A 13882-nucleotide genomic window follows, 5' to 3' on the forward strand; every position below is an offset into this window, starting at 1 on the left:
CATTCCGCGCGGAGAATAAATCAGACCTTCCCTAAGTGAAAGGATCGTGATTCATCCTGCCATTCCGGAAGCCATCTTGGCCTTGCCGACGGCGATGCTGTTCGTACTCTATTACATAGTGGGCGATTTCGGAGCCTACTGGATTCATCGGCTTTTGCATCTCGCCCCTTTGTGGAGAATGCATAGATGGCACCATTCGCCAACCACCATGTACTGGTTGGCCGGCTATCGGACATCGCTTACTCAACTGGTCTTCTTCAACTTGCCATGGATGTTCGCATCTTCTTTATTCGGTATGGCCCCCTGGTGGATGTATCTGCTGGCCTTGTCTTCCCACATGGTGCTGAACGACTGGATGCATATGAACGTGACTTGGCGTTCGAATCGGCTGGAGTGGGTGCTGGTGACGCCGCGCTATCACCATATTCATCATAGCTGCGATCCGGCCCTCTATAACACCAACTTCGGCGTGACATTCAGTCTATGGGATCGTCTGTTTGGAACCTACACAGACCCGGACCAGGTCAAAGAACCCATCTCGTTCGGGATTGGGGAAAAGGTTCCTCTGGCCCGTCTCGTTGCGGGATTCTAACCGGCGAAGAGAAGTCACCGCTCCACATACCCGTCCACCTGAAAGACGGCGCGATCCTCTAAGCGAACCGCTGTCAGTTGCCGTCCCCACACACAGCCGCTGTCTAGTGCGAGGTGGCCGGGCTCCAGGTGAAGACCCAGGGCCGCCCAGTGGCCGGTGATGATCGTGGCGTCGCCACTGCGACGATGGGGGATGCGAAACCAGGGAGCGAACCCGTTAGGAGTTTTTTCAGGTGGGCCGGAAAAATCGGACAGTTCTCCGGTCGGCGTGCAGGTTCTGAGTCTGGTCAATACACGCGCAATACTTACCAGCCGGTCTATTCCCACGAGCGAAGGGGTCCACTGCGGCGCCGGACCGGAAAAAAGCTCTTGGAGAAAGGTTCGATAGGTGGGGCCGGACAATACAGCCTCTACGTCTTCCGCATATTGCACAGTGTCCGCGATCGTCCATTGCGGCAGTAGTCCCGCGTGGACCATGAGGAAACCGTTCTCGTGGTGATGCAGCGGCTGTTGACGGAGCCAAGCGAGTAGTTCGTGCCGATCAGGAGCTGCCAGCACATCCTGGATCGTATCTTTCGGTCGTAGCGGCACGATTCCTTCTGCAACAGCGAGCAGAAACACGTCGTGGTTGCCGAGCACTGTGCGCGCGGAGCCGTCGAGTGTCTTCACATAGCGGAGGACTTCGAGCGAGTCCGGCCCTCGATTGATCAGATCGCCGACGAACCAGAGACGATCCTTGGCCGGATCGAATCGGATCCGCCGTACGAGACGTTGCAAGGCATCGTGACATCCCTGCACATCACCGATTGCGTATGTCGCCATGGACTGACTTGGCCTCCGTCTGTTTTAGCATCTGGAGGTGAAGGGGAAAGGAAGTGCGGTTCTTGAATTTATCAGCTTTGCTGCGGATCGCCTATGGATACTTCGCTTCGATCTTGCTCGACAGGCCTCCGCGTGCGGTGAATGTACCGGTGACCGATGCCCAGACGGGACGGCAGGCTTTGACAATATCGTGAAGGATCCTGTTGACGGCGTTTTCGTAAAAAATACCGAGATTGCGGTAGGCGTGGATGTACATCTTGAGCGCTTTGAGCTCGAGACATTCTTTGTCGGGCATGTAGTGCAGGGTAATGGTTCCGAAGTCCGGCAAATTGGTCTTTGGGCAGATGGCCGTATATTCTGGAATCTCGATCGTGATCTCGTAGCCCTTGTACTGGTTCGGGAACGTTTCAATCTCAGGCAACGGAGAATGAATTCCGCTCTTTGCATGCCGTTCATTGTAACCAAGCGTAGTCGTTCGCCCGTTCCTGTTCACCGTTTTACCCTTCACCATCTACCTCTATCTCTTACATTCACTATTCAGACTTGTTTCATCCATTCAGTTTGGCCGAGTTTCTCCAGTTCGATGTAGAGCGACACCCATGGACACTTCATCTCAGGATAGACCTCACAAAGTCCACCTTTGCGGACCCCTCCGCAGGGACCGTGTGCCATGAATTTCGGACATTCAGCCTTGACTGAATTGTCGGGAATCGGCGGACGTTTATGGACGCCTCCGACATGGATACCGGCATCATCTTCACCCGGGATAAGAACGCGTAATGGCATGATGTGCAGTGTAAACGGAATGCAGTGGATCAGCAATGTCTAAACGTGACATGACGCATAGGAAGTTTAAAAAGGTGTCCTCACTTATTGGGCCGTTTGGGGCGAATGGCCTATCTTGCTGGCTGAATCTAGGCCTTCTTTTGGATATCTTGGGCCATCTTAGAAGTTGCTTTGATTTTCATGGCGTTATACTATCAAAGAAAGTTCGTTAAAAAATCCCGAAAGGAGTCAGTAGGGAGTCTGTGTAAGGAGTCTGTATGTTGGGTATGTGGGGATAGCTTCAGGGCGAGAAAAGGACCGGCAAAGATTGACAGTCTTTTTTCCGCTTTGCTAGGATGCCCGAGGTTAGGTGACCATTTAAGTAGTCCAAATCTCCAAGCCCCCAAGTTTTTTCGATGCATGTCGGTCGTGTGAAAAAATATGAGCAGCGGTCGCCCGTTGCCAACGATATAAGGGAGGTGCCGGATGAGTCTTGATTATGTCAAATTTTCCAATGGATTCGAGAAGTTTATGCCAAAGGAATATCGAGACATGGTGGAACATGGGCCCTTTGGGAAAAAGGTCACTGTTTCCCAAATGGGAAGTTTCAAGGAAGTGTTGGAAGAGCATCCGATGTGTGCCGGTTGCGCGATGACACTCTTCATTCGACTCGCCATGATCGCATTTCCCAATCCCGAAGACACCATTACGGTCGGCACTGCTGGTTGTGGTCGACTTGCCATCTCTCAGGCTGCAATTCCCTTTGTCTACGGCAACTACGGCGATCAGAATGGAGTCGCGAGCGGTCTGTCCCGAGGTCTCCGTCTTCGCTTCGGCGACAAGCCGAAGGACGTGGTTGTGATGGCTGGAGACGGTGGAACGGCGGACATTGGATTTCAACAGGTGCTCCATTCCTGGTTCCGAAAAGAGCGGTTCACGACGATCATGTTGGACAACGAGGTCTATGGCAACACCGGCGGCCAGGAGAGCGGTATGACCAACCGCGGCGCCGTACTCAAGATGGCACCGCTCGGTAAAAAGTTCGAGAAAATGGACATGGTGCAGATGGCGAAAGTTGCCGGGTGTGCCTATGTCGCCACGGTAGTGCCGAACAACCCGCGCCGTGTGGAAAGCGTCATCAAGAAAGCCGTGTTGATCGCGCGCGAGGTTGGATCGACCTATATACAAGCCTACACGTCGTGCAATATCGAATATGCCATTCCGACCGACAAGGTCATGGAAGATGCGAAGACGGTCGAGAACGACCGGTATCAGTTCACGGAATATGTCAGCGAAGAAGCCAAGCAATACCTCACCGAGCGCTACGGGTATAAGGAGTTTCTTGCCAAGCCCGCTGCTGCCATTCCGAGCAAGGCCTAAGCACTCACGAGGGGGAGGTTAATCATGGCAAAACGTTTCAATATTCGAATGGCGGGTGTCGGTGGGCAGGGTGTCGTCACTGGTTCACATATTCTCAGCACGGCCGTCATCAATGCCGGCGGAGAAAGTACGATCGTACCGTTCTATGGATCGGAGAAGCGGATGGCGCCGGTCGAGAGCTACGTCCGGGTCTCGGATGAGCCGATTTATGAAATTGGCGAAATTACTTTTCCGCATATCATCATCATCTTTCATCCGCAGGTCATTACGCACGGCAAGTCTTACACGATGCCGTTCTACTTTGGCCTGAAGGAAGATGGGATTGCCTTGATCAATAACGATGGGCCGATGAACCTCCACAGAGATCAGGCGCGTGAGCTGCAAGAGCGTCGCGCGAAACTCTATTACTTTCCCGCGACGAAGATTTCATTGGAAGTCGCAGGTATGGATCTCGCCACGAACATGGCGCTCATGGGCTGTATTGGCGCAATTACGGGTTTGACCAGTATGGCCGGGCTGGATCAGGCGGTGAAAGATCGGTTCCTCGGCAAAGGGTTCGTGGTGTCCGGCGGAACCGCTGCGCTCGACAGCGTTGTGGAGCGAAAGTTCAAGAAGAAACAGGAACTGATCGAGAAAAACGTGGCTGTCATGCGGGCGGGATGGAACTATGCCGTCGACCATGGGTGGGCCTCAGCCGACGTCAAGCGTGCGGAAGAGCCGGTGGCAACGGCCACCGCGTAGTCGAGCCACATAAGGAGTTTTTATGTACCTCGTAGCCGATATCAGTGTTGAAATCTGTGCTGCAAAGAGCTGTAAGCTCTGTACGCAATATTGCCCGGAGGCCAATACGATTCAGTACAGCGACGAACTGGGCAAGGATAAGGGATTCAAATACGGCTCGGCCTACGTGGCAGTGGATCGCTGCAAGGGCTGCGCGCAATGCGTGTGGGTCTGCGACAACATGGCCAAGAACAACGCCATCAAGATGATCATGATCGATCAGTTACCGAAGGCGGCTCTGACAGAGAACATCACCTATGGTGAAAAGAGCACGACGGCCGTTTTGGCCAGTCCGGTCGTCGGATAAGTATCGAGGAAAGGGGAAGGGCGTGGCAACAACACAGGATACTAGAGAGCGCATCATCGTACCCGGGCCTGCGGGCTTCCATCCTCCGTCAGCCGCGCAATTGGGTGTGTCACTACCGGATCCTGGGCAGGGTTTGTTTTATGGGTTACTGGAGCCGAATGAAGAAGTCGTCATTGAAGAGATGGCGCGGAAAATGCTGACGAGTCCGAACGCGACTCTCTTCCCAGGACCGCTGTTGCTCTGGGCTTGGAACGACCATGCCGTGGAAAAAGCAAAAGCGACATTGGAAATCGCCGCGCAAATTCCGGAAGTCATGATCATTCCAATGCCGGATTATCGGCCCAAGTATCCGAAGATCGATCCCGAAGAAGTCATCAACCCCAATCATCCCAACCTCACGATTTGGGGCAATAAGATCGAAGCCTGCATCTTCATCGGTGTGCATTGTCACTACGCGAATTTGACCCTCAAGATGATCCGAGCGGGGACGAATTGCTGCACCATGGCAATTTGCGCCGAGCAGGGCCATGAGGATGCGATGCTCACCATTCGCGATTCAGATACGGCCAAATTGAAGCGTGTTGCTCAAATCTTCAAGCGGGTACGTGAACAAATGGGCATCAAATTACCGGAAAACGGTGAGAACGTGCGCTTTACCGGAACGCAATCAAAAGTGCATGGCGGAAAGACCCATACCAATCCGATGGCCTTTGTCCCGACACCGGGGGGGGCCGGCAGCGCGGCGATGTTCGGTCATTCAGCAGAACAGATGAAGCGAGAAGGGTAGGTTGAGCGCACAGCTCACCATCTTTATAGAGGTGAAACCATGAGCGAGACCGAAGTCAAAACCAATCCACAAGGCGATCCGATCACCAGCGTCGCGGTGCCAAAGTCGGATGGGAAAAAAGATCCCCATGGCGAAGCGAAAAGGCAGCGGGTGGTGACGCCGGAATATATGTTTCACGAGGCGCCTCGGACAAAAGAGTTCATTACAGGCAGCGAAGCGGCAAAGGAGGCGATCCGCCGTTCGAATGTGGACTTGGCCATCGCCTATCCGATCACGCCGCAGAGCGAAACCATGCAGCTCGTCGGAGTACTCTACGGCGAAGGGTACGTGAAAGAATACTACCGTGGCGAAGAAGAGGTGGGCGTGATGGCGGCGATTGCCGGTGGATCGCGCTCGGGTGTCCGATGTTATACGGCCACGGCCGGACCCGGTACGCTGCGCGGTCTGGAAGGGATTGCCTCTTGGCCGGGCCACCGTCTTCCGGTCGTCGCCATGTTTACCTGCCGCGTGGTCAATGCGCCGCTGGCCATTCAACCGGACAACATCGAAGTGTCCTACCTGCTCAACTGCGGCATGATTGTGTTCCACGCCGAAAATCAGCAGGATATGTTCGACTTTACGATGGCCGGTTTCACGATTAGCGAAAAGAATGACGTGACATTGCCGGTAGGGGTCTGCTGCGACGGCTTCTTTGTAACGCATGCCCGTGGTTATGTGCGCATGCAGGATCGTGGCATCAAGTTGCCGCCGCGAGAAGCTTGGCGCGGAGCTGTTCCGGTGCTCGATGCAGAAAATCCTCCCGCTCGTCTGTCCCGCGATGCGCCGGTCCAGAAATCAAATTTCATGGCGTACAACATTCACGCCGTCTGGCAACAGGAAGTCTGGGCGGCAGTCGAGCGCTCGCGCAAATACATCGATCGGTATCTGGGCGGATTGCTCACGGCAGAGAATGTCGACGATGCCGAAGTGATCATCATTGCGTCCGGCAGCGCTGCCGCGCAATCGCGCGAAGCGGTTCGTCTCTGCAAGGAAAAGGGCATGAAGGTCGGATTGATCAAAGTCCGGTCCCTCCGTCCGTTCCCGACGAAGGAACTCCGTCAGTTGTGCGGCAAGGCCAAGCTGATCGTAGTCCCTGAATTCAATTACGTCGGTTGGTTGGCGAAGGAAGTGGCGACCGCCATCTACGGGTTCTCCAACGCAAAAATCATCGGCGGCCCGCGCGTGTATGGTGGTCAGTCGATGCCGGTGGAATTGATCGTGGATGAGGTTGAATCCGGTGTGAGCGGAAAGAAGTCTACCAACGTTGCGATGTCGCAGATCATGGGGGGCGTCGTCAATCAGGACGAGGTCGCCCACTTCATGCGCAGCATCTGAGTCAGCATATTCTCGTGAATGAAATAAAGAGCCTGTCCGGGAGACCGGACAGGCTCTTTTGCTTTGGCCGCCGCGTGGCCCGTCATCCGTGAAACGATCCCGCAAGCATTGCAACGGACGCTTCACGAGATACGAGTACCGTCGTTACCCTTGAATTTCATCCTCTATCATTTCTTCGCTGGCCGGCATGCCGTAGGCCACATACTTCGCGTATGAGAGATAAATTGAGGCACTATCAGTCATCGCCTTCGAGCCGGCCGTCAGGCGGACGACCTTGTCGGAGCCGGGCGGTTCCACGTTCTGTAACATCGTGACATGGTCGTGCAAGAGCCTGATATAGCGTTCTACGGCTGATTCGACGTCTTTATAGGCTTTCAGGATGTCATCCGTCATGGTTGTCCTCCGCAATAAGCAGAGCATACACTACCGGAATGCGACCCCACAACGCTACGGTCTCGCCGATATTGCTTCGTGTGATCCATGAGACGGTCGAGAGGGACGGTCTTTCACAGGGGAATTTGACACAGAGGGTACTCGAACTGTCTCGGCGTTTCACTACAAAGCGGGACTCCCTCACGCACACTTATCTGGACGATCCGCAATGTGCGGCTGCCTATCTTCAGTACTTTCTGCCGGTCAATCTTGCAAAAGTTCAGACTTTGCTGAATGAGATGCCGACACCTGAGGTAGGTCAGCGGTTCTCCGTTCTGGATATTGGATCCGGCCCGGGGACCGGCGCCTTGGCCGTCCTCGATTGGTGGTATCAGCAAGAGCCGTCCTATACCTTGTCAGTAACCGCTGTCGATGCTTCCATGATGTCCCTCAGACAAGCTGAACAGGTATGGGAACGATATTGTCAGGCGGCAGATATCCGGAACGCGAGCTTCGGGAAGTATGAGGAGGACTTAGAAAAACGAGTATGGATGGAACCGATCCGGCCGAAAGGGCCGTTTGATCTCGTTATTCTGGCCAATTGCTTGAATGAGATCCATGCAGGTGAGACTGATCCGATCGACGCCCGAACGGGCTTAGTAAAGGACTGTTTGTCGATGCTCGCCGTGCACGGCACGATGATAATCGTAGAGCCCGCCTTACGTGAAACTTCCCGATCACTGCACCACGTGCGCGACAGACTCCTTCAAGAAAAGCACTGCACCATCTATAGCCCCTGTCTCCATGAGGGAAGTTGTCCCGCATTGGTGAAGCCCGATGATTGGTGCCATGAAGAGCGGGCTTGGCAACCGCCAATGTCGATTCAGGAAATCGATAGAGCGGTCGGCTTCATCAAAGACGCCCTGAAGTTTTCCTATCTGTTGCTTCGAAAGGATGGCAAGACTATCGTCGGCCGACAGTCACACATCTATCGAGTGGTCAGCGAACTACGAGAACTGAAAGGAGAGAAGCGGGCATGGCTCTGCAATGAACAAGGCAGGCAGGAAGTGGGCCGGCAGGATCGTCTTGCCTCTCCTCAAAACGAAGCCTTCGATCAGTGGCATCGCGGGGCGATCGTGCAGATCGAAGAGATCGTCCACAAGGAACGGAGGGGAAAGGTGTCGGCGTTGGGACGGATCGAGCGGGATGCAAAGGTACAATTCATTCGTTCCGTTTAAGGTATCATTGATGCGAGGTTTGGTATGGCTATACAAAGGATTTCGGAAGGTCCGGCCAACTCATCCTCGAGAGATGTTGCGCGAGGACTTCCTGCCGGGCTATAAGCTGACCGTATCAGGATTTGCCAAGGCCATCGGAGTGTCGCGCCAGACGGTGAATGAAGTGCTTCGGAGCCCAGAAATGGTGCTGCGGCTCTCTCGTTTGTTCAGCATCAGCCCGGAGTTTTGGTTGAACGCCAGAGAGCGATTGATCTGTGGGAAGCAGCAAAGCAAGCTAAGGGCAGAATCAACCGCAAATCTCCGCTGACGATTGCTTGAAAGACTCGCCAAGCGATGGGGTATAGAAGCGACGCGTCAATGACGTTTCTCATTAGCGCTGAGCGGTCTTGCACCAAAACGTGAGTGTGAAGTTGCCCAAACAACGCCAAAAGCAGCTTCACAGTACCAAACTGGCGGTGTGAGAAGGGTGCACTGAAAGTGAATTCGGCTATGACTAGATACGCAGTGATCACCGCCCTAATTGTCGCATGCTGCGAACCGAATCCAGCGTACAGCGTGGACTGTGATGTGCCTAAAGCAAGAATAGGGACCGTTAGCGCGGTCGAAAGAGTCCAAACGAACAGCACCCTTGTTCATTTGACGAAGGTCCAGTCGCTCGACTTAGCAGCGTATATCGGACGGTCAGTGAACATTGATCTGAAAGCAGGCGTTGCAAAAGCCTATGCAAATGATCCATCGGGAAAGAGGGCGTGGGACGATCATGTCTCCATTGGCCCCGAACAAAGCGCTCTCATCGAGCTTCAGGTTGGGGATATCCTCATCCTGGATTCGACAAGCTGCTACCATATCGATAGCGAGGTAGAGATCCGCACCGGTCAAGGCGAGTTGAAGCATCTAATAACCCGTGACTATTTGCATGGCGTCTATCTGCACGATGATACACGCATTGACCTTAGAGAGGGAGCCATTGTCGAGTGCAACATTCTTCATATCCTCGAACGGAAAGTCGAGTGGGGAGCTGGATACTGCCTCGCCAACGTCCGGGTATTTGTCGATGGGAAACTTCATACGCTGGGGCCCGGTGAGTCGTTTGTCCCTTCCGGGACGTCGTTTCGGAGAATCAGTATAGTGGAGATAAGAGCGGAAAAAGGCTCTTCAGAAAAGTCTTTTGGTCCATATGACTATGCCGATATCGTTATCAGCTTTGCTAACTCGGAAACATCCAGGAGAGGTAATGTTTTGCCGTCAGCGCCATTTGGCGAACCAGCCGCTATGACGGCCACAGCCGAACTGAAAAGTCTAATGTCGAAGAATGGCTCAATTACTTTCCGATCCGGGGACGGGAATAGGCAGGTAGACGAGTGGGAGATGACGTTTTTCCCGGATCACACTGTCAATATGACGTACTACGGGTATGACGTGGTCAAATACGAGGGAACCTATCGCATGAGCTCAACCGGCGAGATTAAGACCACGTTTGAGAATATGAGATATCAATGGCCAGGCAGCATGTTGCTTGATAGAGATTCCAAATCCCTTCTGCTCAATCAAAAAGAAGGCACTCAAGACTATTGGCCTTTCCGACCAGTATATCGAAGGCCAATGATGACGGAACCTTCGTCAAGGTCCCATCCTTAGTGTGACTGGCACCACGTAATTTGTCACGGTTCACTCCAGAGCTTTTTTGAGCTGTTCGAGTTCCATTGGCGCAGTCAACAAATGGAATACGTTGCACAGCCGAGCAATGACGAACCCTTCGGGCACACCTCGCTGGAGCCTTCAAATACTTCAAGATCGTCTGAGCAAGAGCAAGACGGCCAGCGCCGCTGTGTTGAATCGTATTGTCTTGAACTGAAAGCTAACGGCTGATAGCTGTAAGCTTGTTACGCTAGTCCGCTTCCGGCTCTGAACTGCCGTGCTGGTGGGACACCTTATCTTCTTCGAAGAGATCGGCCATTTCCTCGGCCATCACAGCATCATCATCCTGAATGGCGATGAGAGGGATCTCTTTTCTCGCCTTGGGTTTTTCGTCTGGTGAGGGGACTTCCTTTTTGACGTTGTCAGACATGGGTGCAGTATACACTAAACACTCAAACGCAGGCGGATTTATTCAAAGGCCTCTAACGAAGAACGCTCAACAAATTGTCGATTACAACCCTGACATGTGACGAAGTAATAGGCATCCCGCACAGAGACTGTCGCTCGAAAATCAAGACTCACGCCGCGATGATTGCAGGCGGTGCACGAAATCTCCCGTAATCGCAGCGGCACATCCGGCTGCGTCCGCAGATAAAACTCCATATCGGTATAGACCGGAAACGTGTAAAAACACTTCTTACAGATGCCTCGCCAATCGCCGTCGGCTCCCATGAACCGTTCATCGATCGCGAAACTGGATTGTTTGCAGACCGCGCATTGCACCGTATTCAGACGACGTTCGACTTCTTGCTGGGTCATCGTGACCATATCGCGAGTATAGCGGCCCGAGAATTGAAAGCGCAAGCGGACCGCCGGCCGAACACAGATCGCTTGACGCCCATCAGCGTCGCGATATACTGACAGCGCAATGCATGTGATTACGGAAAATCTCCTGGTCGGGAGCATCGATGATGCGCAGGAACCGCCTGAGGCGATCGAGGCGCTTCTGCTGGTGGCAGAGGAGTTTTCCCTTACACCGGCGGGGTGGGTGGATTATCATCGAATCCCGTTTCGAGAGTTTGCCAAGGCCGATCCGCATAAGTTGATGGAAGCGGTGCAGTGGCTTGAACCACGCGCGCCAAAAGGTCGAACGCTGGTCTGTTGCCGAGCGGGCATGGGGCGCTCCGTTTCGGTGATTATGGCCTATCTGTGTTGTGTGGAAGGCCGGACCTACGATGAGGTCCTAAAGTTGGTCATGGCTCGACGCCCGGGAGCCATGCCGCTGCCTAATCTGCAAGTCGCGATCGAGCAAGTCCGCCAACTCCGGCGCGCCGCGTAGCAGGTTGTTGAGAAAGTCCTCCCGTTTCGTTCTCACGTTACTCAGACAAAGATAGCGACTCGGCTTCTAAGATACCGGGCGCTCGTGGGACACTGCCGCTCTCGAAGACACCGCCGCCTCCCGACTCGGCGGGCGTCCATAGGCGTGACGCTCATTATTCTTCGCGTCGCGGACCTTGCCTTTCCTCCATTCTCATGGCGTAATGGAGTGCCACGCCAGCGTCCACCCAGGAATGAGTTATGCCGGAGCTTCCGGAAGCAGAAGTCGTCGCTCGACAGATCCGTTCGCGCCTCCTTGGAGCGCAGTTGAGGGATGTGTGGATCGGGCGTGAGGATATCGTTCGCGAAGGGTATTCCGCCCGATTGTGGTATCAAGGCGTCACGTTGCGGTCGGTCGAGCGATACGGCAAGAGCATCGCCCTTGAATGTGTCAATGATCAGACCAGTCGCTATGTCGTGGCTGAACTCGGGATGACCGGCCTTCTGCTGTTCCGGTCCACCCCGACGAAGCATCCGCAGCATGTGCATGCCCGGTTGATGTTCGAGGGGGCGAGTGAGCCGGAATTACGGTACTGGAATCCTCGCCGGTTCGGGCGGCTTTCGCTCTTGGACAAAACGGGACTTGAGCGATACCTGGCTCGGCGGTTCGGGATCGACCCGCTGCTCGTGTCGCAGCAGGACTTTGTCAGATTGTTGCACGAGCGACGTGGCCGGCTCAAATCACTCTTGATGCATCAGCAAGTCATTGCCGGCATCGGAAATATCTACGCCAATGAGATTCTCTTCAGGGCCCGTTTACATCCCCAGATTCCAGTCAGCAGACTGTCGGTGGACAGGGTGGAAAAACTTTACCACATCATGCGAGAAGTCCTTCGTGAGGCGATCGCCTGTGGGGGATCGAGCGTGCGAGACTTTTTTGCCCCTGATGGAACCGAAGGACAGTATAAGCGGCGGCATCTGGTTTATGGAAAAGGGAGTCGTCCCTGCCCCAATCAGTGCGGTGGAGTGATTCGACGTGTTCACAGCGAGCGAAGCTCATATTTTTGTCCCCGCTGTCAGTCCAGCCGGGCCGGAGGATAGCTTCCCCAGAAAATTCCTATTTTTTATGGGTTTAGAGAGAAAGTGAACCGTGGAATTTGATGCTAGGTCTTTTGAACCCTCATTGCTTAGTTCCTCTGGCTTCTTGAGTCATCCTGTCGATTTCCGCTAGAATCCTGCTCCCCTATTGGCTGAGTTCACGACGAAGGAGAATTCGTATGGCAAAGGTGTTGGAAGGCCCCGGCATGGGGTTGATGAAGAAGTGGGGCATTCATACCCCCAACTATGTCGTTGTCACTTCCGCAGACGAACTTGCCAAGCTTGGGCAAGTCAATGACTGGATGAAGACCTCCAAGCTGGTGGCGAAAGCGCATGAAGCGTTAGGCTCTCGCTTCAAGTTGGGATTGGTCAAGGTGGGGCTTGACCTCAGCGGGGCCGTCAGTGCCACGAAGGAAATGATCGGTCGCCAGGTCGGCAGCATTACCGTCACGCAGGTCATCATCTCCGAAATGATCCCGCATAAGGAAGAATATTATTGCGCGGTGAAGTCAACCCGTGAAGGTACCGAGATCCTCGTCGCCAACTGTGGCGGCATCGAAGTGGAATCGAACTGGGATCGCGTCAAACGCCTCTCCCTGGAGGTCGGACAGCAGCCGACGCCGGAAGCCTTGGAGCGGTTGGCGAAGGACGCAGGCTTCTCGGGTGGCCTGACGAAGAAGATGGCTGATTTTGCGGGCAAGATGTTCATCTGTTTCGATAATGAAGATGCGCAGTATCTGGAGGTGAATCCCGTCGTGACACGCGAGAGCGACGGCGAATTGGTCGCCCTCGATGCCGTGACCTTGCTGGACGGTGACGCCAAGTTCCGCCATCCTGATTGGAACTTCCAGTTTGCGGCCGAATTCGGCCGTGCCTACAGCAAGGATGAAATGGAAGTCATGGCGGTCGACAGTAAAATCAAGGGGTCCGTTAAGTTCATCGAGATCCCAGGCGGCGATACGGCGATGCTTCCCGCCGGCGGCGGAGCCAGCGTCTACTACTCCGATGCGGTCGTGGCGCGGGGCGGCAAGTTGGCGAACTACGCCGAGTATTCTGGCGATCCCCCGGATTGGGCGGTGGAGGTGCTGACGGAAAAGATCTGCTCCTTACCCGGTATTAAAAACATCATCGTCGGCGGCGCGATTGCTAATTTCACCGACGTGAAGAAGACATTTGGCGGCATCATCAACGGATTCCGCAAAGCGAAGGGCGACGGGAAACTGAAGGGCGTGAAGATCTGGGTGCGGCGCGGTGGGCCCCGCGAAAAAGAAGGGCTGGACGCGATGCGCGCGCTGAAGGACGAAGGCTTCGACATCAACGTCTTCGATCGATACACCCCGCTGACGGATATCGTCGACAAGGCGCTGCAAAAATAAAAGAGCTATCGCTATTAGTCATCGGCTGTCGGCTGAA

The 13882-nt window shown here is 54.3% G+C and carries 16 protein-coding genes and 2 pseudogenes; 12 read left to right on the forward strand and 6 right to left on the reverse strand.

The window, feature by feature from the left end; all coding sequences use genetic code 11:
* Positions 1-46 precede the first annotated feature (46 nt).
* Complete coding sequence (locus A4E19_08445) at positions 47-592, forward strand: hypothetical protein (protein OQW30774.1); 546 nt, start codon at positions 47-49, stop codon at positions 590-592.
* A gap of 14 nt (positions 593-606) precedes the next feature.
* Here A4E19_08445 and A4E19_08450 read toward each other — a convergent pair whose 3' ends face one another.
* The 3 genes from A4E19_08450 to A4E19_08460 all read right to left on the reverse strand — a co-directional run bounded on the left by A4E19_08450 (position 607) and on the right by A4E19_08460 (position 2199).
* Positions 607-1413, reverse strand: coding sequence for a diadenosine tetraphosphatase (locus A4E19_08450; GenBank protein ID OQW30775.1), 807 nt, complete (start codon positions 1411-1413; stop codon positions 607-609).
* Between the two features lie 91 nt (positions 1414-1504).
* Positions 1505-1924 carry a 7-cyano-7-deazaguanine reductase gene (locus A4E19_08455; GenBank protein OQW30776.1) on the reverse strand — a complete coding sequence of 140 codons (420 nt, stop codon included), beginning with the start codon at positions 1922-1924 and terminating at the stop codon, positions 1505-1507.
* Between the two features lie 26 nt (positions 1925-1950).
* Positions 1951-2199, reverse strand: a complete 249-nt coding sequence (locus A4E19_08460) for a hypothetical protein (GenBank protein OQW30777.1) — start codon at positions 2197-2199, stop codon at positions 1951-1953.
* A 465-nt stretch (positions 2200-2664) separates the two neighbouring features.
* Here A4E19_08460 and A4E19_08465 point away from each other — a divergent pair, with 465 nt between their 5' ends.
* The 5 genes and pseudogenes from A4E19_08465 to A4E19_08485 all read left to right on the forward strand — a co-directional run bounded on the left by A4E19_08465 (position 2665) and on the right by A4E19_08485 (position 6806).
* The gene (locus A4E19_08465) at positions 2665-3558 is read left to right on the forward strand and encodes a ferredoxin oxidoreductase (protein OQW30778.1); all 894 of its coding nucleotides are present in this window, start codon (positions 2665-2667) and stop codon (positions 3556-3558) included.
* Between the two features lie 24 nt (positions 3559-3582).
* Positions 3583-4299: a ferredoxin oxidoreductase gene (locus tag A4E19_08470; protein OQW30779.1), complete on the forward strand. Its 717-nt coding sequence runs from the start codon at positions 3583-3585 to the stop codon at positions 4297-4299.
* Positions 4300-4321: 22 nt separating this feature from the next.
* Positions 4322-4552 (forward strand): annotated as a pseudogene (locus A4E19_08475) (hypothetical protein).
* 115 nt (positions 4553-4667) lie between these two features.
* Positions 4668-5432: a 2-oxoglutarate:ferredoxin oxidoreductase gene (locus A4E19_08480; protein OQW30780.1), complete on the forward strand. Its 765-nt coding sequence runs from the start codon at positions 4668-4670 to the stop codon at positions 5430-5432.
* Between the two features lie 39 nt (positions 5433-5471).
* Entirely contained in the window at positions 5472-6806 is a 1335-nt protein-coding gene (locus A4E19_08485) for a ferredoxin oxidoreductase (GenBank protein OQW30781.1), read from the forward strand.
* Between the two features lie 144 nt (positions 6807-6950).
* On the opposite strand, the gene A4E19_08490 is transcribed toward A4E19_08485, so the two are convergent.
* Entirely contained in the window at positions 6951-7199 is a 249-nt protein-coding gene (locus A4E19_08490) for a hypothetical protein (GenBank protein OQW30782.1), read from the reverse strand.
* A gap of 38 nt (positions 7200-7237) precedes the next feature.
* Here A4E19_08490 and A4E19_08495 point away from each other — a divergent pair, with 38 nt between their 5' ends.
* The 3 genes and pseudogenes from A4E19_08495 to A4E19_08505 all read left to right on the forward strand — a co-directional run bounded on the left by A4E19_08495 (position 7238) and on the right by A4E19_08505 (position 10054).
* Positions 7238-8416: a hypothetical protein gene (locus A4E19_08495; protein ID OQW30783.1), complete on the forward strand. Its 1179-nt coding sequence runs from the start codon at positions 7238-7240 to the stop codon at positions 8414-8416.
* Between the two features lie 10 nt (positions 8417-8426).
* Positions 8427-8734 (forward strand): annotated as a pseudogene (locus A4E19_08500) (transcriptional regulator).
* 171 nt (positions 8735-8905) lie between these two features.
* Positions 8906-10054, forward strand: coding sequence for a hypothetical protein (locus A4E19_08505; GenBank protein ID OQW30784.1), 1149 nt, complete (start codon positions 8906-8908; stop codon positions 10052-10054).
* Between the two features lie 250 nt (positions 10055-10304).
* Here A4E19_08505 and A4E19_08510 read toward each other — a convergent pair whose 3' ends face one another.
* Together A4E19_08510 and A4E19_08515 are read right to left on the reverse strand one after the other, a co-directional pair.
* Positions 10305-10484, reverse strand: coding sequence for a hypothetical protein (locus tag A4E19_08510; protein ID OQW30785.1), 180 nt, complete (start codon positions 10482-10484; stop codon positions 10305-10307).
* Between the two features lie 38 nt (positions 10485-10522).
* The gene (locus A4E19_08515) at positions 10523-10882 is read right to left on the reverse strand and encodes a hypothetical protein (protein OQW30786.1); all 360 of its coding nucleotides are present in this window, start codon (positions 10880-10882) and stop codon (positions 10523-10525) included.
* A gap of 100 nt (positions 10883-10982) precedes the next feature.
* Here A4E19_08515 and A4E19_08520 point away from each other — a divergent pair, with 100 nt between their 5' ends.
* The 3 genes from A4E19_08520 to A4E19_08530 all read left to right on the forward strand — a co-directional run bounded on the left by A4E19_08520 (position 10983) and on the right by A4E19_08530 (position 13845).
* Positions 10983-11393: a hypothetical protein gene (locus A4E19_08520; protein ID OQW30787.1), complete on the forward strand. Its 411-nt coding sequence runs from the start codon at positions 10983-10985 to the stop codon at positions 11391-11393.
* 239 nt (positions 11394-11632) lie between these two features.
* The gene (locus A4E19_08525; protein ID OQW30788.1) at positions 11633-12472 is read left to right on the forward strand and encodes a hypothetical protein; all 840 of its coding nucleotides are present in this window, start codon (positions 11633-11635) and stop codon (positions 12470-12472) included.
* Positions 12473-12648: 176 nt separating this feature from the next.
* A complete protein-coding gene (locus A4E19_08530; GenBank protein OQW30789.1) occupies positions 12649-13845 on the forward strand; it encodes an ATP citrate lyase in 1197 nt (398 codons plus the stop codon).
* The last annotated feature ends 37 nt before the right edge of the window (positions 13846-13882 follow it).

The sequence above is a fragment of the Nitrospira sp. SG-bin1 genome, assembly GCA_002083365.1.
In the GTDB taxonomy this organism is placed as follows: domain Bacteria; phylum Nitrospirota; class Nitrospiria; order Nitrospirales; family Nitrospiraceae; genus Nitrospira_D.

Coding starts and splice junctions, on each gene's coding strand:
- A4E19_08450 (OQW30775.1), bottom strand. CDS start 1,413: ATGGCGACATACGCAATCGGTGATGTGCAGGGATGTCACGATGCCTTG.
- A4E19_08455 (OQW30776.1), bottom strand. CDS start 1,924: ATGGTGAAGGGTAAAACGGTGAACAGGAACGGGCGAACGACTACGCTT.
- A4E19_08460 (OQW30777.1), bottom strand. CDS start 2,199: ATGCCATTACGCGTTCTTATCCCGGGTGAAGATGATGCCGGTATCCAT.
- A4E19_08465 (OQW30778.1), top strand. CDS start 2,665: ATGAGTCTTGATTATGTCAAATTTTCCAATGGATTCGAGAAGTTTATG.
- A4E19_08470 (OQW30779.1), top strand. CDS start 3,583: ATGGCAAAACGTTTCAATATTCGAATGGCGGGTGTCGGTGGGCAGGGT.
- A4E19_08485 (OQW30781.1), top strand. CDS start 5,472: ATGAGCGAGACCGAAGTCAAAACCAATCCACAAGGCGATCCGATCACC.
- A4E19_08490 (OQW30782.1), bottom strand. CDS start 7,199: ATGACGGATGACATCCTGAAAGCCTATAAAGACGTCGAATCAGCCGTA.
- A4E19_08495 (OQW30783.1), top strand. CDS start 7,238: ATGCGACCCCACAACGCTACGGTCTCGCCGATATTGCTTCGTGTGATC.
- A4E19_08505 (OQW30784.1), top strand. CDS start 8,906: ATGACTAGATACGCAGTGATCACCGCCCTAATTGTCGCATGCTGCGAA.
- A4E19_08510 (OQW30785.1), bottom strand. CDS start 10,484: ATGTCTGACAACGTCAAAAAGGAAGTCCCCTCACCAGACGAAAAACCC.
- A4E19_08515 (OQW30786.1), bottom strand. CDS start 10,882: ATGGTCACGATGACCCAGCAAGAAGTCGAACGTCGTCTGAATACGGTG.
- A4E19_08520 (OQW30787.1), top strand. CDS start 10,983: ATGCATGTGATTACGGAAAATCTCCTGGTCGGGAGCATCGATGATGCG.
- A4E19_08525 (OQW30788.1), top strand. CDS start 11,633: ATGCCGGAGCTTCCGGAAGCAGAAGTCGTCGCTCGACAGATCCGTTCG.
- A4E19_08530 (OQW30789.1), top strand. CDS start 12,649: ATGGCAAAGGTGTTGGAAGGCCCCGGCATGGGGTTGATGAAGAAGTGG.